Annotated in this window: 21 protein-coding genes, 1 tRNA gene, 1 riboswitch and 1 other annotated feature; of the genes, 5 read left to right on the forward strand and 17 right to left on the reverse strand. The window is 35.8% G+C overall.

Translation table 11 applies throughout. The features are described from left to right. Positions 1-26: 26 nt before the first annotated feature. From RBQ61_RS03135 to tadA, 4 genes are all read right to left on the reverse strand, one after another. Entirely contained in the window at positions 27-1,202 is a 1,176-nt protein-coding gene (locus RBQ61_RS03135) for a BMP family ABC transporter substrate-binding protein (RefSeq protein WP_308139075.1), read from the reverse strand. A 127-nt stretch (positions 1,203-1,329) separates the two neighbouring features. Next, a riboswitch (purine riboswitch) is annotated at positions 1,330-1,431 on the reverse strand. 113 nt (positions 1,432-1,544) lie between these two features. After that, positions 1,545-2,297 (reverse strand): exodeoxyribonuclease III, encoded by a 753-nt coding sequence (locus RBQ61_RS03140; protein WP_308139076.1) that lies wholly within the window; start codon positions 2,295-2,297, stop codon positions 1,545-1,547. 116 nt (positions 2,298-2,413) lie between these two features. Further along, complete coding sequence (locus RBQ61_RS03145; protein WP_213926021.1) at positions 2,414-2,602, reverse strand: 4-oxalocrotonate tautomerase; 189 nt, start codon at positions 2,600-2,602, stop codon at positions 2,414-2,416. A gap of 22 nt (positions 2,603-2,624) precedes the next feature. Beyond that, positions 2,625-4,187, reverse strand: coding sequence for a tRNA adenosine(34) deaminase TadA (gene tadA, locus RBQ61_RS03150; protein WP_308139077.1), 1,563 nt, complete (start codon positions 4,185-4,187; stop codon positions 2,625-2,627). 214 nt (positions 4,188-4,401) lie between these two features. Between tadA and RBQ61_RS03155 the strand changes: the two genes are divergently transcribed. Together RBQ61_RS03155 and RBQ61_RS03160 are read left to right on the forward strand one after the other, a co-directional pair. Continuing rightward, a complete protein-coding gene (locus RBQ61_RS03155; RefSeq protein WP_308139078.1) occupies positions 4,402-5,445 on the forward strand; it encodes an S-layer homology domain-containing protein in 1,044 nt (347 codons plus the stop codon). A gap of 57 nt (positions 5,446-5,502) precedes the next feature. Next, positions 5,503-5,769, forward strand: coding sequence for a hypothetical protein (locus RBQ61_RS03160; protein ID WP_308139079.1), 267 nt, complete (start codon positions 5,503-5,505; stop codon positions 5,767-5,769). Between the two features lie 76 nt (positions 5,770-5,845). Here RBQ61_RS03160 and ilvA read toward each other — a convergent pair whose 3' ends face one another. Beyond that, the gene (gene ilvA / locus RBQ61_RS03165; RefSeq protein WP_308139080.1) at positions 5,846-7,081 is read right to left on the reverse strand and encodes a threonine ammonia-lyase; all 1,236 of its coding nucleotides are present in this window, start codon (positions 7,079-7,081) and stop codon (positions 5,846-5,848) included. A 42-nt stretch (positions 7,082-7,123) separates the two neighbouring features. Then, positions 7,124-7,344 (reverse strand) — a binding site (T-box leader). Between the two features lie 144 nt (positions 7,345-7,488). On the opposite strand from ilvA, the gene RBQ61_RS03170 reads away from it, so the two are divergent. The 3 genes from RBQ61_RS03170 (at position 7,489) to RBQ61_RS03180 (ending at position 9,288) form a co-directional block, all read left to right on the forward strand. After that, a complete protein-coding gene (locus RBQ61_RS03170; RefSeq protein ID WP_308139081.1) occupies positions 7,489-8,049 on the forward strand; it encodes an RNA polymerase sigma factor in 561 nt (186 codons plus the stop codon). Continuing rightward, positions 8,042-8,749, forward strand: a complete 708-nt coding sequence (locus RBQ61_RS03175; protein ID WP_308139082.1) for a DUF4367 domain-containing protein — start codon at positions 8,042-8,044, stop codon at positions 8,747-8,749. Before RBQ61_RS03170 ends, RBQ61_RS03175 begins: the two co-directional genes overlap by 8 nt. A 119-nt stretch (positions 8,750-8,868) precedes the next feature. Next, entirely contained in the window at positions 8,869-9,288 is a 420-nt protein-coding gene (locus RBQ61_RS03180; RefSeq protein WP_308139083.1) for a hypothetical protein, read from the forward strand. A gap of 39 nt (positions 9,289-9,327) precedes the next feature. On the opposite strand, the gene RBQ61_RS03185 is transcribed toward RBQ61_RS03180, so the two are convergent. The 12 genes from RBQ61_RS03185 to RBQ61_RS03240 form a co-directional block, all read right to left on the reverse strand. Next, entirely contained in the window at positions 9,328-11,076 is a 1,749-nt protein-coding gene (locus RBQ61_RS03185) for a hypothetical protein (RefSeq protein WP_308139084.1), read from the reverse strand. After that, positions 11,057-11,953 (reverse strand): ABC transporter ATP-binding protein, encoded by an 897-nt coding sequence (locus tag RBQ61_RS03190; protein ID WP_308139085.1) that lies wholly within the window; start codon positions 11,951-11,953, stop codon positions 11,057-11,059. Before RBQ61_RS03190 ends, RBQ61_RS03185 begins: the two co-directional genes overlap by 20 nt. 8 nt (positions 11,954-11,961) lie before the next feature. After that, positions 11,962-12,333: a GntR family transcriptional regulator gene (locus RBQ61_RS03195; protein WP_308139086.1), complete on the reverse strand. Its 372-nt coding sequence runs from the start codon at positions 12,331-12,333 to the stop codon at positions 11,962-11,964. Between the two features lie 11 nt (positions 12,334-12,344). Beyond that, positions 12,345-12,887, reverse strand: a complete 543-nt coding sequence (locus RBQ61_RS03200) for a hypothetical protein (protein WP_308139087.1) — start codon at positions 12,885-12,887, stop codon at positions 12,345-12,347. A gap of 184 nt (positions 12,888-13,071) precedes the next feature. Further along, positions 13,072-14,016 carry an ATP-binding cassette domain-containing protein gene (locus tag RBQ61_RS03205; protein WP_308139088.1) on the reverse strand — a complete coding sequence of 315 codons (945 nt, stop codon included), beginning with the start codon at positions 14,014-14,016 and terminating at the stop codon, positions 13,072-13,074. Continuing rightward, on the reverse strand, positions 14,009-15,088 hold the full coding sequence (locus RBQ61_RS03210) for an ABC transporter ATP-binding protein (protein WP_308139089.1): 1,080 nt from the start codon (positions 15,086-15,088) through the stop codon (positions 14,009-14,011). The genes RBQ61_RS03205 and RBQ61_RS03210 overlap by 8 nt, the downstream gene beginning before the upstream one ends. Positions 15,089-15,096: 8 nt before the next feature. Beyond that, entirely contained in the window at positions 15,097-16,068 is a 972-nt protein-coding gene (locus RBQ61_RS03215) for an ABC transporter permease (protein ID WP_308139090.1), read from the reverse strand. Further along, a complete protein-coding gene (locus RBQ61_RS03220; protein WP_308139091.1) occupies positions 16,068-17,009 on the reverse strand; it encodes an ABC transporter permease in 942 nt (313 codons plus the stop codon). Before RBQ61_RS03220 ends, RBQ61_RS03215 begins: the two co-directional genes overlap by 1 nt. A gap of 101 nt (positions 17,010-17,110) precedes the next feature. Next, entirely contained in the window at positions 17,111-19,021 is a 1,911-nt protein-coding gene (locus RBQ61_RS03225) for a peptide ABC transporter substrate-binding protein (protein ID WP_308139092.1), read from the reverse strand. Between the two features lie 85 nt (positions 19,022-19,106). Continuing rightward, a tRNA-Arg gene (locus RBQ61_RS03230) sits at positions 19,107-19,183 on the reverse strand. A gap of 177 nt (positions 19,184-19,360) precedes the next feature. After that, positions 19,361-20,521: a D-alanyl-D-alanine carboxypeptidase family protein gene (locus tag RBQ61_RS03235; RefSeq protein WP_308139093.1), complete on the reverse strand. Its 1,161-nt coding sequence runs from the start codon at positions 20,519-20,521 to the stop codon at positions 19,361-19,363. A 232-nt stretch (positions 20,522-20,753) separates the two neighbouring features. Then, positions 20,754-21,587, reverse strand: a complete 834-nt coding sequence (locus RBQ61_RS03240) for a deoxyribonuclease IV (protein ID WP_308139094.1) — start codon at positions 21,585-21,587, stop codon at positions 20,754-20,756. Between the last annotated feature and the right edge of the window lie 7 nt (positions 21,588-21,594).

Genomic DNA, 21,594 nt, shown 5'->3' on the forward strand with positions numbered 1-21,594 from the left:
GACAGAAAATAAGAGGATTTAATTAATTATTTAACTTCCACTGTTTTAAAATACCAGTTAATTCCTCCGGTAATTGTTGCATCGTCCAATGTCTTGCCTTCTTCTCCAACAGTACTTCCGTCATTTGTTTCAATAACTCCGTCAAAGATATTGAAGCTTCCGTCAAGAATTGATTGTTCTGCTTCAGCAATTGCATCAGCTGTTCCTTCTGCAACTACACTTTCATTAAGTGGAGAAATACCAACCAGTCCTTCTTCCATTCCTCCAAAGTAATTTTCATTTGTCCATGTTCCGTTTATAACATTTTCAACGGCTGTAGTATAATATGCAGACCAATCCCAAACTGCAGATGTAATTGTTGCTTTAGGAGCATCCTTAGACATGTCTGAGTTATAACCGATTCCCCACTTACCAGCTTTTTCAGCTTCAAGTTGAGGGTTAGGAGTATCGCAGTGCTGTGCAATAACATCGCAACCTTCAGCAAGCAACGCTTTTGCTGCATTAGTCTCTTCCTCAGGCGAATACCAGCTGTTAGTTACCTTTACATATACTTTTGCATCAGGGTTTACTGAGTACACTCCCATTGCAAATGCATCAATTCCGCCTGTAACCTCAGAGTTTTGCTGTCCCATTGCCGCAACATATCCTACTAAATTGCTCTCTGTTTTTAAGCCTGCAGCAATACCTGTTAAATATCTTGCCTGATAAATTCTTCCGAAATAATTATTAAAGTTTGTATCGTTGCTCTTGTATCCTGTACCATGTGAAAAAATCACTTCAGGATATTCTTCTGCTAAAGCTTCCATTATGTCCATGTAACCCCAGCTTGTACCAAAAATAATGTTAGCTCCTTCTTCTATTGCTTCAAGTATTGCCGTCTCCGTAGCAGTAGGATCAGTATCATTTACATTGTTCTTGCGAATAATTTGGCTGTCATCAAGTCCCAGTGCTTCCTGCATTCCAACTATTCCCTGGTCATGAGCGTATGTATAGCCAGATCCGTCAGCAGGGTTTCCTATATGGATAACTGCCACTTTTATATCTTCCTTTGCTATTGCAGGAAATAATCCAGAACCGCTCTGTTCAGTTCCCTCTGATGCCGGTGCTTCCGATTGAGGTTCCTCAGCCGCAGGCTTCTGAGCGCACGCTGCAAGTGAAAAGATCATTACAAGTGATAAAATAATGCTAAGAAATTTTTTCATTTTATTCTCCTAATTTTTTTAATATTTAAAAAGCAAGAAATAGACGTTTGCTTTTTATATCTTTCGTAAAATTTAGTGTATAAAACACAAAATGCGCCTGTTAATTCAGACGCATCATATAAATAAAATTCAAATACAAAAAATCAATAGTCAAACAATTTACGGTTGTTTGGTAGAAACTACGGAACCATATTATCCCTATTATATTGATGCGCATATTCAATTTCATATCATTTTACATTTTTATTATAGCAGAAACTAAAGAATAAGCAATAATTTTTTTTTATTAATTTTCGTAATAATAAATACTATTTTTAATTTATTAGTAAATAAACTTCGTGTTTATTTTATGAGCAGGCCCACAGGACAATGGTCGCTTCCATAGTATTCAGGGTATATGAATGCATCTAAAAGTTCATTTTCAAACTCTTTTGATGTTATAAAGTAGTCAATTCTCCAGCCTACGTTCCTTTCTCTTGACTTGGCAAAATTAGACCACCATGAGTATGCTTCCTCCTTGTCAGGATAAAAATATCTAAATGTATCAATAAACCCTGCTTCAATCAGTTCCGTCATCTTGCTTCTTTCTTCATTTGTGAATCCGGCACTTTTTTTGTTTGTTTTAGGATTTTTTAAATCTATTTCCTTATGTGCAACATTTAAATCTCCGCACATTACTACAGGCTTATGCTCATTGAGCTTAAGAAGGTAATTTCTGAAATCATCCTCCCATTTCATCCTGTACTCAAGCCTTTCAAGGGCTCTTTTAGAATTTGGCGTATATACATTAACCAAGTAAAATTTATCAAATTCAAGAGTTATAACCCTTCCTTCGTTATCATGTTCCCCTATACCGATTCCATACGCCTCAGACAACGGCTGTTCCCGCGTTAATACCGCTGTTCCCGAATAACCTTTCTTTTCGGCATAATTCCAAAAATCATGGTATCCTTCTAATTCAAGCTCAATTTGTCCTTCCTGAAGTTTTATCTCTTGCAGACAGAAAATATCTGCATCCAGTTCCTTAAATGAATCCATAAATCCTTTGTTCACGCATGCTCTTAACCCGTTGACATTCCATGATATTAATTTCATAAAAACTCCTTTATACTTATATGTAAAAAGGGCTTATATTTTTCAAATTAATGACACTGTCATCTTGAAAATTATAGCACCCTTTTATGTTATTCAAAAAATTAATCGCCCCAATGCTATTTATCGTCGCACTTAAGCACTCCTCCCTGGGCGTAATTCTCAAATTCCATTTCTCTTATTATAATCTTTACAGCTTCTTTCGGGCAATTAGCCGTTTCCATAACTGCCTGAGTTACCCTTTCAGCAAGAGCCCTTTTCTGCTCCACAGTTCTTCCTTTTAGCATTTCAACTTGAATAATAGGCATAATTTCCTCCTCCAATAATAATTTAATCGTTGCTGATTATTTTTTTACATATATATTCAGACAGTGATGTAAACAACATCGCCTGATATAATACATTGAATTCCACAACATCGCCCAGTTTATATTCTCTCTTGCAATCGTGTATATCCAAAATTGTGTGGTCGCTGCTTGCGCCCATTACAATTATATCCTTGTCCTTCGGCACGAGCTTTGACGAATCTCCAACATCTTGGTTGCCCAATGCAATTATTGCCCTTTTTCGGATACCTCTATCTTCGTAGTAAGCCTGCTCTCCAAAAGCGTTAACTGTCAGCTCTCCAATAGGGTGTGTAGGCTTTTCGTTTAGCTCTATTATCTGAGCCTTTAATATAAATGTATCTTTATCAAGTCCTTCTATATTTGTATTCCAATAAAGTGGAAGATCCTGAGTATTTATAATTCCTTCACCTAAGCGAAGATGGTTTATTTTTTCTGGGACTTCACCTTTGACCAAAAGAGGAAGTGTGGTAGTTCCACCTCCTGAAACAATATGCAGTTCTCTTCCGATTATTTTTTCAATTTCTGCCGCAGCTTCAGCAAGCTCTAATAGATTTTTATTTGTTGGTGCCACCGATCCGTAGCAGCTCAGATTTGTTCCAACACCTTCCAAAACAAGACTATCCAATTTATTTTCCGTCATCTTTGCCAGCTCAGTAAGTTCATTTCGTGTAAATACGCCTTCCCTCAAATCTCCCAGATCATACATTAGCACTACGCCATATTTTTTATTTTGTCTTTCTGCTTCTTTGTTTAATGCTGTTAACATTTTCTCCTCAGAAACAAGGCATATATCGCTGTATCTTACAACATCCTCTATTTCGCACAGCATAGGGATTCTCACAAGAAGCAAAGGAATTTCAATTCCCTGGATTTTTATTTGCTTAAGCTGCTCAATTCTGGAACTTCCGATTTGCCTGCACCCACCTTCAATCATAGCGCGAACGCCCGGAATGATTCCTCCAAACACTTTTACTATCCCGGCAACCTCAATACCGCTGCTGCCGCAGAGTTTTGTAACAATTTTTGTGTTAGCCCTGAGTTTGTCAACATTAATTTCAAGTACCGGATATTTAACCATGGCTCTCTCCTTAGATTTTTTTGATATTCTAAGCTCAGAAAAAAATTTCTTCAGAATATCTGAACAACTGTCCTCCATAATCCCGAATTTCACATCTATCTGATGATTCAGCTTATCTGTTTGAGCTATATTCAACACGGAGCCGCAAGCTCCTGTTTTTAAGTCTGCAGCGCCTATAACAAGCTTCTCAATTCTTGCGTTTACAAGAGCACCAGCGCACATGGAGCATGGCTCCAGCGTAACGTACATAGTGCACCCGGGCAGCCTCCAGCCTCCCAATTTTCTGCAAGCTTCTTTGATTGCTGCTATCTCTGCATGCAAAGTTGCATCTTTAAGCGTTTCTTTCTGGTTGTAGCCTCTTCCTACTATTTCACCATCCCGAACTATTACGGCTCCTATTGGAACCTCATTGATATCATAAGCTTTTTGAGCCTCCTTCAAGGCTTCTTTCATAAATAATTCATCCATCCAGCGATTTCCTTACATCATTTATACTATTATAATTTATTTTTTGCTCATAAGTCAATACATACATATGTCTTTTATTACCTATTTACTTTTTATCAGGACAATTCTATAATTGAGATACGAAACAGGGAACATTTTGTCTTAAAAACACGTCTGATTAATTGAAGCATTATAATTTGTGACGTTAGTACACAAAGTCTAAAAGGAGGACAAATTGAAAGAAATAATAAAAAAAATATCCGTTACCGGTCTGTGCCTTATATTAAGCATTAATTCATTTGCTTATGCCGGTGTGCTTGATGCTATAACTGATACAGAAACTACGGAAGAAAAAAACACAACCATTGAAAATTTAGATACTGAAGCAGAAGAACCGAAAACGGATACTATAAATGATGAAGCAAAGCCAAAAGCTGCTTTTTCCGATATAGAAGACCACTGGGCAAAAGACTGGATTGAAAAGGCTGTTAATCTTGGGTTTGTTTCAGGATACGAAGACGGAACATTCAAACCTGACAGAACAATTACACGAGCAGAATTTTCAAAATTATTAAACAGCGCCATGCATACAGAAAAAACAACTGATCTTGGATTTTCTGATGTAAGCAATAATGAATGGTTTTACGAAGAAGTTCAAAAATCAATTGCATCAGGATTTTTCTCAGGCTATGAAAACAACACCTTCAGGCCGAACAACCCTATAAAAAGAGAAGAGGTCGCAAAAGTTGTAAGCTCTGCCATAACAACCGGAGAAGCCTACGGTGACGGTGCTGCATTGCTTTCTGACTATGGAACAATACAGGAATGGGCAAAACCAAGTGTTAATTCAGTTTACAACAAGGGATATATCTTGGGATATCCCGAAGGGCTGTACCTACCTGCAAAAGCGTTGACACGTGCAGAAGCAGTTAAAATAATTTATGAAATAATTGATAATGAAAATATTGAGAGAGGCTTTAATATAACAAATTATGAAGAAACCTATTCAAGTGCGGTCGTAGTAGGCGACCTGAATATTTTAGATTCCGTTGGAACAGGCAATGTTTATATAAAGAATGTTGTGGTCCTTGGCGATATAGTTATTTCTGCCTCACAAGTAAAATCCGTACAGCTTACGGACGTAACAGCAAGAAATATTATAGTTGTTGATGAAAACAACCCCGTAAAAATAGTGTGCAACGATAATATTGCAATAGCTAGGACTCAGCTTCCCCCTGTTGTTATTGTTCAGCGTATTGGGAGCAATGTAAGTATATAAAATATTCTCCGGAGACAGTACAGTTATAAAATTTTGCGCTGCCTCCGGAAGAGTTATATGAATTTATTAAAGCTTGTTCCAATACCCCTTTTAACTGCCATTGCATCAAAAATTCCAATTACATGTTACAGCTTAAAGAATTCCCCTGTTAAGCATGATTCCCCGCACACTTTGCCTCCAACATACCTGCGCCGACAACTTTTCAGCTGTTCAATACCTGCTGTTCAGTATTTTACACCTGATGCTTCCCCCTTGGCATCAAATGTTATCGAAAGGGATATTCCCCCTAATTATTTATCCCTTTATTATATAGACAATTCATAGTCCAAAAACGTAACATTTTTTAAAAATTTATTAATAATTTTTAAATTGTAAAAAACAATCTCATTAAACAAAAAACTTAATACACCTTTCTGACAGAAAATCCTTCCTTCGCAAGACTGGCGATTATTTTTTGTATATGCTCGTTTCCAGTTGTCTCTACTGTTATTTCAAGCTGAACCTTTGTGAATCTGTCACTTGCCTTAAACTGGTTATGATCAAGCTTTATTACGTTACCGTTTAATTCGGCAATAATTCTTGAAATTTTCATAAGCTGCCCCGGTATATCCGGTAAATCTACAGAAAAGCAAAAGATCCTTCCTCTGGAGACCAATCCTTTATTAATTAATGAAGATATGGTAAGCACATCTATATTACCTCCGCTAAGCACACTTACAACATTTTTATTTTTAATGTTAAGTTTTTTTAATGCTGCAACAGTGAGCACAGCCGAAGTTTCACATATGAGCTTATGTTTTTCAACCAGCAAGAGCAATGCCTCCGTAATATCTTCTTCCGTAACAGATATAATATTATCTACATATTTGCTTGTTATGTCATATGTGATGTTACCAGGACGTTTAACAGCCACCCCTTCAGCATTTGTGCTGCAGGAGTCGATTTCAAAAACACTGCCTTTTTCCAACGAAAGCTTCATAGCCATAGCACCAACCGGTTCCACTCCTATCACTTTGATCTTTGGATTAATGCTCTTTGCAATAAGAGCAATTCCGCTAATAAGACCTCCGCCTCCCACCGGAACAAGAATTGCATTTGTGTCCTTCAACTCACGAAGTATTTCAAGGCCTACTGTCCCTTGTCCGTATATAACACCGTAATCATCAAATGGATGGATAAATGTATATCCATTTTCCAAGGACATTTCAACCGCTTTTTTATAGGACTCGTCATAAACATTTCCGTGAAGAAACACTTCCGAACCATATGATCTTGTGGATGCAATCTTAATTAAAGGAGTTATTTTAGGCATTACTATTACAGAAGATATATTTAGCTTTTGAGCTGAAAAAGCCACACCCTGAGCATGATTTCCGGCAGAAGCAGCTATTATTCCCCTCTTTTTTTCCTCTTCACTCAAACCAAATATTTTATTATACGCTCCTCTTATCTTAAATGAACCTGTAAGCTGCAAATTTTCAGGCTTAATGTAAACATTGTTTCCATACTCGCGGCTAAAAAATTCACTGTAAATAACATCTGTCTTCTGAATAATTCCTTTAAGATTTTTCGAAGCCCGTATTATTTCTTCGCCATGCTGACTAAGTGTGTAACTTGCTAGATTTTCTTTTTTCATATCATTCTCCTCCTACTTTTGGCAAACAAAAAGCAGGTTCTCTCAAAGGACGAGAAAACCCGCGGTACCACCTTAATTGTGCCAAAAGCACCTCTCTTTACATTATAATAAATGAGACCTTCTAACGGGGTCTGCCGCTTTTCCTACTTATTTTCAGAAAAGTTCTCGGGAGTGATTTATATATAATCCGCCTGCCGCTTCACACCAACCAGCAGCTCTCTTCAAGCCGGTAATTACATACATATCTCCTTCATTGAAATTAATTTTAAATTATTACAATAATACAGGCCTCAAAACAGCTTGTCAAGCATTTTTTTATTAAATATTAACTAAAATTTAAATTATTATGTATATCTTTGTCCAAAATATGTTATAATTGCTTTATCAGCCGCAGGAGAGGATAATCTATGTTTTTCTTATTAGCAGTATCGGATGCAGAAGAATCCGATTTAGAAATGACTAATTACGAATATGCAGTATTTTTATATAAAAAGTACAATAAAACCCTTTGGAAATATGCTTTTACCCTGTCTAAAAGCCCTGATATCGCAAATGATCTTGTGTCAACAACGTTTCTCAAGGTTGTTGAATGTATAGAAATGATACAAAAAATTCATATCTACAAAATAAAGTCATATTTAATGAGTATGATCAAGAATAACTACATTAATTATGTCAAAAAAGAAAAATTAAATGTTGACCTTAGCCGCGTACCTGAACATGCCTACCACAGCAATGATGGTGACATTATCGAAGAAATCTACGGTTCAGAAATTGAAGAAGCACTGAAACATATGCCTGAGCCGTATAAATCGATTTTACAATATCGGTATGGATATGATGAACTTTCTTACGAAGAAATAGCAACTGCTTTGGATATAAATGTAAAAAGTATTAGGGTATACAAACAAAGGGCTGTAAATATGCTGAAGCAAAGATTGAAAGGCGGTGAACAGTGCAATGAATGAAAGCGATTTCAATAATTATGATTTTGATTTTCTTATTAAAAAAGCTGCCATATCACTGGCTGAAAAAGACAACGAACTGTATGACATGTTTGAAAAAGACGAATCAATTATTAATCCCAATCAGGATGAGCTGGATAAAAAAATATATGCCCTGATTAATAATCATCTAGGTAAGGACAGCGCCAGAATAGCAAGAAAGAAGAAGTTTAAAAGCATAATGTTCAAAGCTGCCGCATTTGTTTTAATATTGTTGTCCGGTTTTATAATTCCCTTTGTCACTGTTGATGCTTTCAGAGAAAAAGTCTTAAATTTTTATATAGAAAATTTCGATACACACGCTACCTTTACGCCTGAGGAAGAGGTTGAGCATCTTGAGGAGATTACAGTAGAGTATATTCCTGAAAGATATATTGAAAGCGATAAATATAAATCTGGTAGTTTTTATACATTAACCTATTATAATTACGAAAATAATTATATCTATATTTCTCATTACGATAATGCATTTTCATTTAACATAGATACCGAAAACTGCAAAAAATACAATGTAAATATTAAAAACAAAAACAGTTATATTTACAGAAAGTCTGGTTTTATTACATTAATTTTTAAATTTCATGAAAACTTAGTTGTAATTAATAGCAATGATGACCTCTTAACTAACGAAGAATTAATAAAAATAGCCGAATCTATAAGATAATTGGTTTCCTTTTAAATTATTGTATAAGTAAAAAAACGTAGAAAAATTAAAAATAATGTTACATTTTATCATTTTATATTGTCTTATATATAAATTATCATAAAACAAAGGAGAATAAAATGAAAAAAATACTAAGCTTAATTATCGTAATGTCTATTTTATTATCGATGGGAGTGCAGTCATTTGCTACAGTTAATGAAATCACTTCAGGAGAAATTTCTCCAAGGTACATTAGCTTAATGAGCATAGCCTCAGGGCTTGATATTGATAGCCTAGGTATAGCTGAATGCAAAGCTAATATGTCACATAGATCGAGTGACGGTTCATGCGAATTAACTATGAAACTTCAAAAATCAAATTCTGGCAGTTGGAGCACCATAGCAACTTGGTCAAAAGAAGGTGCATACACTTGTGAAAATACAAAGCTTAGAGCTGTCTCAAGTGGAACATACAGACTTTACGTAATAGGTAAAGTTTATGATTCATCAGGAAATTTCGTAGAATCTGCAACTGTATATTCTCCAACAAAAACATACTAAACTCAAAAACCAAGGACGATCCTCAGATCGTCCCGTTTTTTATTTTATATTCAGGTATTCTGTTGTTTTTTCAAAATCGTCACTTAGTTCAATGTTATAGATAAAAGGTTTTAAGTCTTCATCATTGTTATTTTCTTCTACGGTTATTTCCAAATAGTATTCTCTTTCTTTGCTTGATATGTCTTTCTCATAATTGTAATCAGTCATTGCCGTAAATGAATTTTTCACATCCATGATCTGCCCATCAATATCCTCAATCAGATACGGACGTATATCCTCTATACTAATATCTGCAGAAAAACTTTCTGAATTTATTCCGTATTTACTTATTTCAACATCTATATCATATTTATTTCCTGAGTAATATTTTTCATCATACAAGTAGAAATACTTTTTAGCTTTTAATTCCTGTGAATTTAACAGCCTATACGCAATTTCGTCTTTTGCTTTATTATCCTCATCTGCACCATCTTGAATCTTATAATCTCTGACAAGGTATTTGCCGTCATTCATATAATATGCTATTACTATATTACTCATATAGGAATTATCCTTGTTGTAATTCTGATTTGCAAGAATTTCCTTATGAAGGTCAATTGCAACCTGAATATTCTCCTTGTCTGAAAACAATATTACATATTGTTTTTTCCATATATCAGAAATATCACTGTCACTTAACTCGCCATCCTCCATGTATTTCACTATCTCTTTGTGAGCCCATGTAGAATTCCCTATATAAACAGCTCGTACGTCCTCTGCTTCAGGAACGGCTTCTTTGTATTGATTGGCAAATAAGACCGTTCCTCCGGTCAAGGCGATAAAGACAACCATGCTTACTGCAAATACTTTTAAAGAAAGCTTTGAAACTCTAAAAGATTTTTCTATAACAGCAATTATAAGATAATATGTCAGAGCTGCCATGAGCAATGAAACTATAATTGCGTTCATTATATTTTCATTTAAAGATGTAAACGAGAAAAACGCCGGAACTATTAAACACGCAAGCACTGATACAAAGTACTTATAGCCGTCAAACACTATAAAATTACCGGTGTTTTCATTTTTTCTTCTACTTAACATCTTAAATATTAAAAGTGTTATGCCCACAAGTATAATTCCAAGCAACAGAAAATATATATAATCTACCGGTTTGTCAGCATATTCTGCAAAGTATATGTATTCCAGCTTGTAAAAGGAGTCTACGAAGTAATTCATAAGAACTCTTGCGCTGAACCCGGCAACTATATTTTCCAATATAGAAAACATAAACTGAATTATAAGATAAATTATACCCGGCAAAGCAAAGTTAAATATTGTCATTGCCCCTGCAACCAAAGTATTTCCTGCCAGTATTGAAGATAAGGAAACCAAAAATATTCCCGTAGAAAGCCATGGAATTATGAGTTTAAAAGATTCTAATATCTCGTAATCCAGTCCTTGGAAGACTACTGACAAAACAATCAAAAGGAGCATGTATGCAGCAAAAATCAAATTTATTGCTACGTTTACTAAGATCTGCTCTCTAAATGAAGCAGGCTTTGATTTGTAATATGCCAGCTTAGAATCATTGTGCAAAAAGCTGTTATCAACCAGACAATTAACAAACAGCAATACAAAAATCTCAAATATACCGAAAAATATAAAAAACTCTTTCTCCGATCCCAATATAAATGGAATCAGCATTGTTGTAACAAAAATTATTACCGTTGACAGAAAGAACCAATTTTTCTTGTTGCTTAGTGCGTTCAAAAACAGTTTGCTGAACAAATTATTTTTTTTCTGTTCCATAACCTGCACCTCCCAGCTCTGTAATAAATATCTCCTCAAGGCTCATTGAAAGTTTATCAAATAAAAGAACATTAAATTTACTTTCCAGTTTCTTCTCAAATTCGTCCACATCTCCGGTCAATGTACAAATATTAATACTGCCTATTTTAACGGACCTGATTATATTGTATTCAGCAAATTCCGCCGCATCAAATTCGCCATCCACAGCAAACTGGACTCTTTTTATTTCATCTTTCATTTTTTCAAGATTTTCTTCCCTTAAAATTTTCCCTTCATGCATTATGCCTACTTTATCACATATATTATCCAGTTCTTTTAAATCATGTGACGAAATTACAACCGTCATTTCGTTGTCTATTACTTCCCTAATCAAAATATCCCAGAACTTTCTCTTAATTACGGCATCCAGCCCGTCAACTATTTCGTCCAGAAGCAAAAGCCTCGGTTTCGATGAAATGGCCAAAACAAAAGCAGCCTGCTTTTTCTGACCCTTGGACATTTTATTCAGACTTTTATTCTTATCAATATTAAAATAACTTACAAGCTCATTAAATTTTTCTTCTGACATTCTATCGTACATAAGTTTTTCATATTCAAACAGCTTGCCAAGTGTGCTTTGATACGGAAAAAACAGACTGTCCTGCACATAATAAAAATCCTTTAGAATTTCCGAATCTTCTTTCACCTGTACATCATCATAAAAAATATTTCCTTTATCCTGTCTGTAAATCATCATTATATGTTTAAGCAAAGTTGTTTTGCCGCACCCATTGGAACCAACCAGCCCGTATATCTGACTTTTTTCAGCATTTATGTTTATATTGCTTAAAACTTGAAAATCTCCGAATTTTTTACTTAGATTATCTATTTTTAACATACTACCTCCTATTTCATGTCCGGATTCAGCATCTTTTTAACCATTTCAATTATATACTCATCGCTCATGCCCATACTTTTTAAGGTTTTAAGTGCTTCACTCAATTTTTCTTCCATAATTTTTATATGTACACTCCTTAGCTCTTCTGAATTTTTTACAAAGTTTCCTTTACCTTTGACAGTATAAATATAATTGTCTTCTTCTAAGCTCTTATACGCTTTTTGTATTGTGTTCGGATTGATTTTTACCATAGAAGCCAGCTCTCTCACTGAGGGCAGTTTTTCATCAGATTTCAGTGCTTTTGATAATATGAGTCTTTTTATTTCTTCATATATTTGCTCATACAAAGCCTTTGAGCTGTTGTTATCTATTTGTATCATCTCACACCTCCTTAAATATTATTACATGCCAGTTTACCATTAACATATTCCATGAGTTTTCCTTCATATACTTCGTTAAGCTCAAGGTTATTGTAGTCATCAGGTATCACAAGAGATATTTCTTTATTGAATGGTACAATACCCCAAAGCAAGTACGTCACAAAACTTGAACAAACATAGTAGTAGTGCCTTTGAAAAGGTATATTCATATAAATTAAAAATAAGTTTAAAAAACTGTATCTAAAACTGTCCGGTTCAGATAAAAATTTCTCCAGCCTTCTAAGAATTATATTATAGTCGGCATCTGTAACATCAAGCTTGTATATTTTACATTTTGTATTAGGATGCATTTTAAATACTCCGCTATCCGGATTCTCCTTTACAAATCCTCCTATCAGCGGGAACCATGTTATCTTTCTTCCAAAGCTAAACATTGTTTTACAGTCATCGTCAAAGGATATAGAAATATGATTGTAAGGCTTTTTTGATACTGCCCTTAATGTCCTTGAAATAACCGTATTAGTTTGTGTAAGTACTATATTGATCTGTTTCATTTTAGTCTCCAATTACATAGATGGTACTATATGTATTAATACACTTAGTACAGTAACTGTATTATACATAATAGTACACAATCTGTCAATATATTTTTTTAATAGCATCAAAAAAATCATCCTCAGCTAAATCCCTTATAATTTAAGGGGTTGCTGGGATGATATTATATTAATAATATAATTATCAAGCTGGTAGGATTATTTTTTTGTATTCATCTAATTCTCTTCCGTTTGCCAGTACAAAATGCTCGGATTCTATTTCTGTCCATATTGGTGGATTTTTGTCATAATCATAATGGTTTTTGCCGGGATTGTATACTTCAGGCTTTTTATTTCTTTCCACTCTTGGATTAGGAGTCGGTATTGCCGACAGAAGAGATTTTGTATATGGGTGAAGCGGGTTTGCAAACAGCTTCTCCGCTTCAGCTAATTCAACTATTTTTCCCTTATGAATTACTGCTATTCTGTCAGAAATAAATCTGACAACAGATAAATCGTGTGCAATAAACAAGTATGTCAACCCTTTTTGTTTTTGAAGCTTAGAAAGCAGGTTTATTACCTGTGCACGAATTGAAACATCCAGTGCAGATATAGGTTCATCGGCTATTACAAGCTCAGGCTCCATAACAAGTACCCTTGCTATTCCTATACGCTGTCTTTGGCCCCCGGAAAATTCGTGAGGAAATCTGCTGGCAAATTCCGGCAGCAGCCCAACATCCAGCAGTGCCTGCTCTACCTTATTCTTTCTGTCTTTTTCTGTTCCGTAGTTATTTAAATTATAGAGTCCCTCTGAAACAATATAGTCAACCTTTGCCCTCTCATTAAGAGAAGCCATGGGATCTTGAAATATCATCTGAATTTTTCTTGTAAGCTCTTTGTCCAGCCCTTTATCAATTCGTCCGCTTATCTTCTTTCCATTGTAAATTATCTCTCCTGCTGCAGCGGAGTTTATTCTGATAACAGCCCTTCCTATGGTAGTCTTGCCTGATCCCGATTCGCCTACAAGTCCAAAAGTTTCTCCCTTATAAATATTAAAGCTCACATCATTAACCGCAACAAACTTTTTATTTCCCTTACCAAACTCTACACTTAAATTTTTAACCTCTAAAAGCTTTACCTTATTATTCAACTGCGTCACCTCTTTTCACATACATTTCCCTCATCTTCTTTATCAGAGGAGGAGGTTCAACCTTAGGGGCTCTCGGGTCCAGAAGCCATGTACGTGCTTTATGAGTAGACGTTACTTCAAAATAAGGAGGTCTTTTTTCAAAATCTATTTTCAATGCATGGGGATTTCTCGGAGCAAATGCATCTCCTTTTATCTCCTTGAATAAATTAGGAGGTGTTCCTTTTATTGAATACAATTCTTCTCCTTTAACTCCCAGCTGCGGAAGCGATGACAAAAGTGCCCATGTATATGGATGCTTTGGGTCAAAAAATACTTCTTCAGATGAGCCAAGCTCAATTAAATCTCCTGCATACATAACAGCTATTCTGTCGGCAACATTTGCGACAACTCCAAGATCATGGGTTATATATATAATTGTAAGGTCATATTTGTCCTGCAAATTTTTAAGCAATTGAAGTATCTGAGCCTGAATAGTAACATCAAGAGCTGTTGTGGGTTCATCGCATATTAATATATTTGGATTACATGCAACAGCTGTGGCTATAACAACTCTCTGCCTCATTCCTCCTGAAAATTCATGGGGATACTGCTTATATCTTCTTTCAGAATCCGATATTCCTACATCTTTTAAAATTTCAATAGCAATCCTTCTAGCTTCCTCTCCCTTAAGGTTTTGATGAAGCTCAATTGATTCCTGAACCTGCTTACCAACAGTCTTCAAAGGATTTAACGATGTCATTGGATCCTGAAATACCATTGCTATTTCTTTTCCTCTTATTTTAATCCATTGGTCCTCTGTTTTATATTCGGCAAGATTTTTTCCTTTGTAAATTATGGAACCTGATTCAATTCTGCCGTTAGAATCCAGTAATCCCATAAAAGATTTTGTGAAAACCGACTTCCCTGATCCTGACTCACCTACTATTGCCAGGCTTTCACCCTTGTGGAGTTCGAGAGAAGCTCCTCTTATTGCCGTGAGTTCTTGCCCCCGAAGGTTAAATTTTATAACTAAATTTTCGGCAGATAAAATGATTTCACTGTTTATTATATCTGTAATAGATTTTCGCACCATACTGCCTCCTAAACATGATTTCTCGGATCAGCTGAATCTGCAAAAACATTGCCGATTACATAGAAAGATATTGTTACAATAGATATAACCGCAGCCGGAAAAAACAGCTGATATCTTTGATTTGGGTCCATAACCAAAGCTCTTCCCTCATTTACAAGATTTCCAAGCGACGGAACATCAAGCGGCAACCCCATACCGATGTATGAAAGAAACACCTCATTGCCTATAGCCGCAGGTATTGCCAAAGCCATTCTGAGCATAATAACTGATACTAAGTACGGCAGTAAATTTTTAGTAATTATTCTTGATGTAGGTGTTCCAAGACATCTTGATGCTAAATTATATTCTCTGTCTCTTATAATTATTATAAGGTTTCTTACAAACCTGGCCATCTGGAGCCATCCTGTCATACACATTGCAAAAATAATTGTAGGTATACTGGGTTTCATAATGTATGTCAGAATTATTAGAACAACCGTAGTAGGTATATTATCCCATACATTGTATACTTCGGTTATAATCGCATCTAACTTCCTGACATACCCCCAGAGTGCTCCTATTGTTATTCCCACAAATGCTTCAAACAATCCCACAGAAACTCCTATGAACAACGATGTCCTCGCTCCGCTCCAAATACGTGCCCATAAATCCTGTCCTATTGAATTTGAGCCGAACCAAAACTCGGCATTAGGCTGAACATTTCTGTACTGAAGGTTTGTTTCAGGATTAATATATATCTGAGTAGGGCTTTTTTGATTTGGAAGGTATGGCTGAATTAATGTAAATAAAACAACAACTGCAATTAATATTAAAAGTATTACAGCAACTTTATTTTTCATGAACACCTGAAATGTTGACTTCCAAAATGAATAATTAGAATATCCGGTCAACTCGCTTTTGGACTCATCGTAATCAGCAAATTCAAATAAGGATGAATCTATTTTTTCCGCCATTTTAGTAGTTATCTTTTTTCTTGTCATTATCTGGCCCCTCCTTCACTTCCTAATTTTATTCTCGGATCAAAAGTAGCCATCAAAATATCTCCAAGCAGCAGCCCTACTATTCCTATAGATGAATACAGTAAAACAAGCGCCTGAACCAGGGTGTTATCCTGTCTCTGTATTGCAGTAACTAAAAGCCCTCCTGTTCCTGGAATTGAAAACAGCGATTCAACATATATTGAGCCTGATACGGTATATAAAATTGATGCAGGCAGGTATTGAGCCATTGGAACAAATGCATTTCTCATTACATGCCTTACCATAATTTCTTTGCTTTTTAAACCTTTTGCTCTGGCAAGCCTTACGTAATCCTTATTTAGTTCATCGACCATGTAACGCCTGATCCACATTGCATAGTAGGCAATATTGACCAAAGACAGGCATATAACAGGAAGTATCCAGCTCTTTGGATCTGATCTCTCGTAAAGCAGAGGGAGATTAAATATGTCCGTAAAAAACACCTGAATCAGCAGGTAATAAATTACCGCAGGTACTGCGTTAGCTCCCACAACATAGCATGTTCCGAATTTATCCCAAAATTTACCTTTATGTCTGGCCATTAAAACACCTAAGCTAAGCCCCACTAACAATGAAACCGTCAATGATGCAAGCCCGAAGCGCAATGATGTTATTAATTTATCTCCCAATATTTTTGTTATATCTACTCTCGGTCTGTAAGTAATTGATTTGCCTAAATCTCCCTTCAGCAAACCGCCGTAAAAATTCTTTAATTGTATATACCATGGATCCAAAAGCCCCAGATTCTGCAGCTTTGCTTCTATCTGGGCCTCGTCCAGCTTATCAAAGCTTGTTCCGAAATAGCCTTCGACAGGCATAAGACGCATGAGCAAAAATACTATAGTAACAACAATAATCAATGTTAACAAGGATCTTACAAGCCTTGTTGCATAGTACTTCATTGTAACACCTCGCTTTAGATATATTCAAATTAATGCTTTAACCGGCTGAATAATAATGTCTGTTAAAACAAATGAGGGCTAAAAGCCCTCATTTACAGGAACTATTTTGCTGCGCTCTTTAAGGCATCATCACGAGCTGCCTGCCATTCTTCCTGAAATTTATTGAATTCATCCATGCTTATAGGCTCAGCGAGGAGTCTGGCTCCTTTCCATGTCACTGTAGCAATACCAAACGGCGCATAAGGCCTTTCAAACGGAAGTACATATGATGCAACATATCCGTCTCCTCCGCTTACATTGTACGGGATCACAAAGGCATTATTTATTAAATATGCTTCCGCATCTGCAAACATTTCGTATCTTGCAGTTAAATCAACCAATTCAGCCTTGGCTTCATTAACCATTCCCTCATAGACATCATATAAGTTTTTTCCTTCCGCATCTACTTCTGTCGTATACTCAGGGAAATTATAGTTTCCGCCGCGTCTGAACGGATCTGTATATGTCTGAGGGTCAGCGTAGTCAGGACCCCAGTTGCATTTCATAAGTGAATAATTTCCTGCTCTCCTTGTTCCGTCAAGGAATCCCGTTGGGGCATGAGGAAGAAGTGCAATTTGAATATAGTCTGTTCCCAGCAATGTTTCCAACTGCTGTTTTGCAACCTGGGCTTCAAGTGCCCAGTATGAACTGTTCGTATTATATGGCATCAATATTTTTACAGGAAATTTAGCTCCGGCCTGTGTAAGCTCCTCAACTGCTTTTTCCTTGAAAGCCAAAGCATCTGTTTCATTAAAGAACTCCGTATCCCTTAAAGCTGCCAAATCACTTGTAGCCGTGTAATCTAAACCATTCTGCGAAGCAAAGTTCGGAGGTGTTATGGTATTTATTATCCTGTACTCGGGATTATAAGGGTCTTCGGTTGTCATTGTTGCTATTCTGTTAAATGCAGCCATAATAGAATTTCTGAAGCTGCTGTTATTCACCGCTATTTTCCAATTCTCTGGTTCATATTCAGAATCAAACTTTGGATCAAAGTTAAATGCATAAAAATATGTGTAGGTTCCCAGCCTGTCAGGAGACACCTTATCCTTAAGTTCAGGATTATTCATCCATTCATCAAGATTAGAAGGAGGAATAATGGCATGTAAAACCTCTCCTCTCCTAAACAGCTCTCCTCCTAAAGCCATAGATTCTTTATTATATTTATAATTAAGCTCTGTTACAAAAATATTGTCTTTATCCCAATATGTATTGTTTTTCGTAAGTATTCTCTGCATCTGAGGCTCAAATTCGGTTAATAAATACGGCCCGTTATATAATATTGCAGAGTTTGCAATCCCAAAGTCTTCTCCCATTTCTTCAAGGAATGGTCCATAAACAGGGAAGAAACTCACGTAAGTAAGCATAGATTCAAAGTAAGGAACAGGGTCTTTCAGCGTGTATACCAGTGTGTATTCATCTACAGCCTTAACACCTACTTGTTCAAAATCAGTTATTTCTTCGTTGTAATATGCCTCGGCATTTTTTATTACAGAATAAACAATGTTGGCCGATTCAGATTCATTTTTTTTAGTTAATATGTACTTGGCAGATGAAACAAAATCATAAGCAGTAGTTTCCGCCACTTCATTTCCTTCGAAATCAACCCACTTAGCTCCCTTTCTCAAGTGGAATGTCCATTCAAGCCCGTCATCTGACACTTCCCACGATTCTGCAAGAGCTGGTTGAAGAACTCCGTATTTGTCGTACTGAGCCAGTGTATCTACAAGGTTAGCCGATACACTCATATCCACCCAGGTTGTATTTACAAGATAGTTCAGAGTGGTTATCTCTTCTGCATAAGCATATTTGTATACCTGCTCACTTGCATATTTCCCGTCTTCAGCTATATCCCCAACTTCTGCAGGTTCCTCCGCACCTGGCTGATTATCTACAGGTTCTTGCGTTGTCCCTCCAGTACATGCTGTTAAAATCAGCATTAAAATCAATGAAAGTGATATTAATTTTTTCATTTTCCCCCTCCAATATTGATATATAATAAAATTGGCAAAAGCCAATCTCATCATCTATGAATTCGTTTTCCCCCAATTATAAAAATGGTGCACCTGAGAGGAGTCGAACCCCCGGCACATGCCTTAGGAGGGCACTGCTCTATCCTACTGAGCTACAGGTGCACTATATTTAGAAATATTACACCAATTTTACACATTTGTCAATATACTTAAATATCATTTTTTAACAGCATTTATATATATTCGCAATTTGCATATGTACTTATGAAGTATTAGTTCTTATTTTTTAAAACAGTTGATATTTTTACGTTTAAAATATCAACTGATTCAAAACAAATTTTATTCAAATATATTTTGGAAAAATCTTACTACTCTTACAAAAATATTTGCCTTTCCTATATCTTCGGTTACGATAGCATCTACCTGTCCCACTTCTTCACCGTTTACAAAAACGCTTATTGAGCCAATTTTATCTCCCTGTTTTAAAGGTGCCTTTACAGTATCATTATATGAAGCCTTTGTGCTGATTATATCTCCATTTTTAATTATTTTATTATAGTCTGATGCAGGATACACCTTAACAATACCATTTTTTGAATTCTCTATATACACCTTATCTGCCGGTTTCGTCTTGTCAGCGAGCTTATCATATTTAAAATTGTTTTTCCCGTACTCCAAAAGCTCCTGCGTCTTGCTTAGTCTTTCCTCATGAGTCTGAGCCCCCATAATAATTGCTATAAGCCTAAAATCCTGTCCCTGTCCTGTCACAGGCATAGTTGAAACCAGACAGATCCCTGCTTTATCCGTATAGCCAGTTTTTAACCCATCAACACCTTCAATCACGCCAAGGGCAGGGTTAGTTGCCTCTTTTCTGTAATTTTTTTCAGGTACGGCAAGCTCTTTAAGCTTGGTAACCTCTAATATTTGTGGATATTTTTCAAGTATGTGTCTCGTAAGCTTGTATATATCTGACACAGACATATGGTTTTGTCCTGTCTCTTCGTCATTTATAGGCAATCCGTGAGGATTAATAAAGCTTGCAGACAAAAGTCCTAATTCAGACGCTTTTTCGTTCATCATTTTTACAAAATTATCTACTGTTGTTCCAATATGTTCAGCTATTGCCGTCGCGCAGTCATTTCCTGAAACCACAAGCATTCCCTTTACAAGAAAGCTCAGTTTAACCGTTTCTCCTGATAACAATCCAAACTTACTTCCCTCTGTAGCGGCAGCATGTCCACTAATCACAACATCGTCATCCAGCGATGCCTTCCCATCTGTTATGGCATCCATCATAACAAGGTAGGTCATAAGCTTTGATATACTTGCCATTGCTAATTGTTCATTTATGTTGTAGCTATAAAGGATTTCCCCTGTTTCAAGATCTCCCAACAATGCAGAATTAATATTTTGATTAACGTTTATTTCACCAAATGCCGCAGTATTTGCTAAAATTATAATTAAAAGACATAAGGACAGTACCTTATTGAATTTTTTCATAAGTTTCCTCCAATCATTATTGCTACTATTATATAATAAAATTCGACAAAATGCATTATATAAATATGCAAATAATTATGTCAATAAATTACTTATGCCATTATTTTTTCCATGCTTTATGAACCTTCTGCACAATTAATGCACTGCTGTGTAACTTGAATACAGCGCCGTCCTGCATATAAAAAACTGATTTACTTCATCATTTGTAACAAAGTAAATCAGCATCTGGTTTTTAGTTTTTATACAATTCCTTCAAAATTTTTATTTCTTGCGAATGGCCCTTCAAATCATTTGGTGTTTCGAGGAAAAAAGGCAATTTGCAAAGTTTTGAATGATTTATTATTCTTCCCATTGCTTCCAGCCCTATATGTCCCTTTCCAATGTTTTCATGACGATCCTTGTGGCTTCCTAACGGATTTTTACTGTCATTCAGATGTACTGCATGCAATCTATCAAGACCTATTACTTTATCAAATTTAGCAAGCACACCGTCCAAATCATTTACAATGTCATATCCGTAATCGAATATGTGACATGTATCAAGGCATACTCCTAGCTTTTCATTTAATTCAACACCTGAAATAATGCACTGCAGTTCTTCAAATGTTCTACCTATCTCCGTTCCCTTTCCAGACATGGTCTCAAGCAAGACTGTTGTCGTCTGTTCAGGTTTTAATATTTTATTAAGAGCACTTATTATTTGCCTTATCCCTGTTTCTGTTCCTTGCTTTGTATGGCTTCCAGGATGAAAATTATAAAAATTAAACGGTAAAAGTTCCATCCTGTTTAAATCATCCCTCATTACCTCCAGCCCAAATTCCCGTGTATGTTCATCTGAAGAGCATATATTTAATGTATACGGAGCATGCCCTATAACTTTCCCAAATTTATTATTTTCGATTATTTTAAGTAAACCTTTTACATCCTCTGTATCAATATCCTTAGCTTTGCTGCCCCTTGGGTTTCGGGTAAAAAACTGAAATGTATTTGCACCGATGCTTAACGCATCTTTTCCCATTGCTTCAAATCCTTTTGATACTGATAAATGGCATCCTATTACTAACATTTATCCT

This window comes from Sedimentibacter sp. MB35-C1 (assembly GCF_030913635.1).
In the GTDB taxonomy this organism is placed as follows: domain Bacteria; phylum Bacillota; class Clostridia; order Tissierellales; family Sedimentibacteraceae; genus Sedimentibacter.

Coding starts and splice junctions, on each gene's coding strand:
- RBQ61_RS03190 (WP_308139085.1), bottom strand. CDS start 11,953: ATGTTAAAAATAGATAATCTAAGTAAAAAATTCGGAGATTTTCAAGTT.
- RBQ61_RS03215 (WP_308139090.1), bottom strand. CDS start 16,068: ATGACAAGAAAAAAGATAACTACTAAAATGGCGGAAAAAATAGATTCA.
- RBQ61_RS03145 (WP_213926021.1), bottom strand. CDS start 2,602: ATGCCTATTATTCAAGTTGAAATGCTAAAAGGAAGAACTGTGGAGCAG.
- RBQ61_RS03180 (WP_308139083.1), top strand. CDS start 8,869: ATGAAAAAAATACTAAGCTTAATTATCGTAATGTCTATTTTATTATCG.
- RBQ61_RS03135 (WP_308139075.1), bottom strand. CDS start 1,202: ATGAAAAAATTTCTTAGCATTATTTTATCACTTGTAATGATCTTTTCA.
- RBQ61_RS03160 (WP_308139079.1), top strand. CDS start 5,503: ATGAATTTATTAAAGCTTGTTCCAATACCCCTTTTAACTGCCATTGCA.
- RBQ61_RS03170 (WP_308139081.1), top strand. CDS start 7,489: ATGTTTTTCTTATTAGCAGTATCGGATGCAGAAGAATCCGATTTAGAA.
- ilvA (WP_308139080.1), bottom strand. CDS start 7,081: ATGAAAAAAGAAAATCTAGCAAGTTACACACTTAGTCAGCATGGCGAA.
- RBQ61_RS03240 (WP_308139094.1), bottom strand. CDS start 21,587: ATGTTAGTAATAGGATGCCATTTATCAGTATCAAAAGGATTTGAAGCA.
- RBQ61_RS03185 (WP_308139084.1), bottom strand. CDS start 11,076: ATGGAACAGAAAAAAAATAATTTGTTCAGCAAACTGTTTTTGAACGCA.
- RBQ61_RS03140 (WP_308139076.1), bottom strand. CDS start 2,297: ATGAAATTAATATCATGGAATGTCAACGGGTTAAGAGCATGCGTGAAC.
- RBQ61_RS03225 (WP_308139092.1), bottom strand. CDS start 19,021: ATGAAAAAATTAATATCACTTTCATTGATTTTAATGCTGATTTTAACA.
- RBQ61_RS03200 (WP_308139087.1), bottom strand. CDS start 12,887: ATGAAACAGATCAATATAGTACTTACACAAACTAATACGGTTATTTCA.
- RBQ61_RS03175 (WP_308139082.1), top strand. CDS start 8,042: ATGAATGAAAGCGATTTCAATAATTATGATTTTGATTTTCTTATTAAA.
- RBQ61_RS03195 (WP_308139086.1), bottom strand. CDS start 12,333: ATGATACAAATAGATAACAACAGCTCAAAGGCTTTGTATGAGCAAATA.
- RBQ61_RS03220 (WP_308139091.1), bottom strand. CDS start 17,009: ATGAAGTACTATGCAACAAGGCTTGTAAGATCCTTGTTAACATTGATT.
- tadA (WP_308139077.1), bottom strand. CDS start 4,187: ATGGATGAATTATTTATGAAAGAAGCCTTGAAGGAGGCTCAAAAAGCT.
- RBQ61_RS03210 (WP_308139089.1), bottom strand. CDS start 15,088: ATGGTGCGAAAATCTATTACAGATATAATAAACAGTGAAATCATTTTA.
- RBQ61_RS03235 (WP_308139093.1), bottom strand. CDS start 20,521: ATGAAAAAATTCAATAAGGTACTGTCCTTATGTCTTTTAATTATAATT.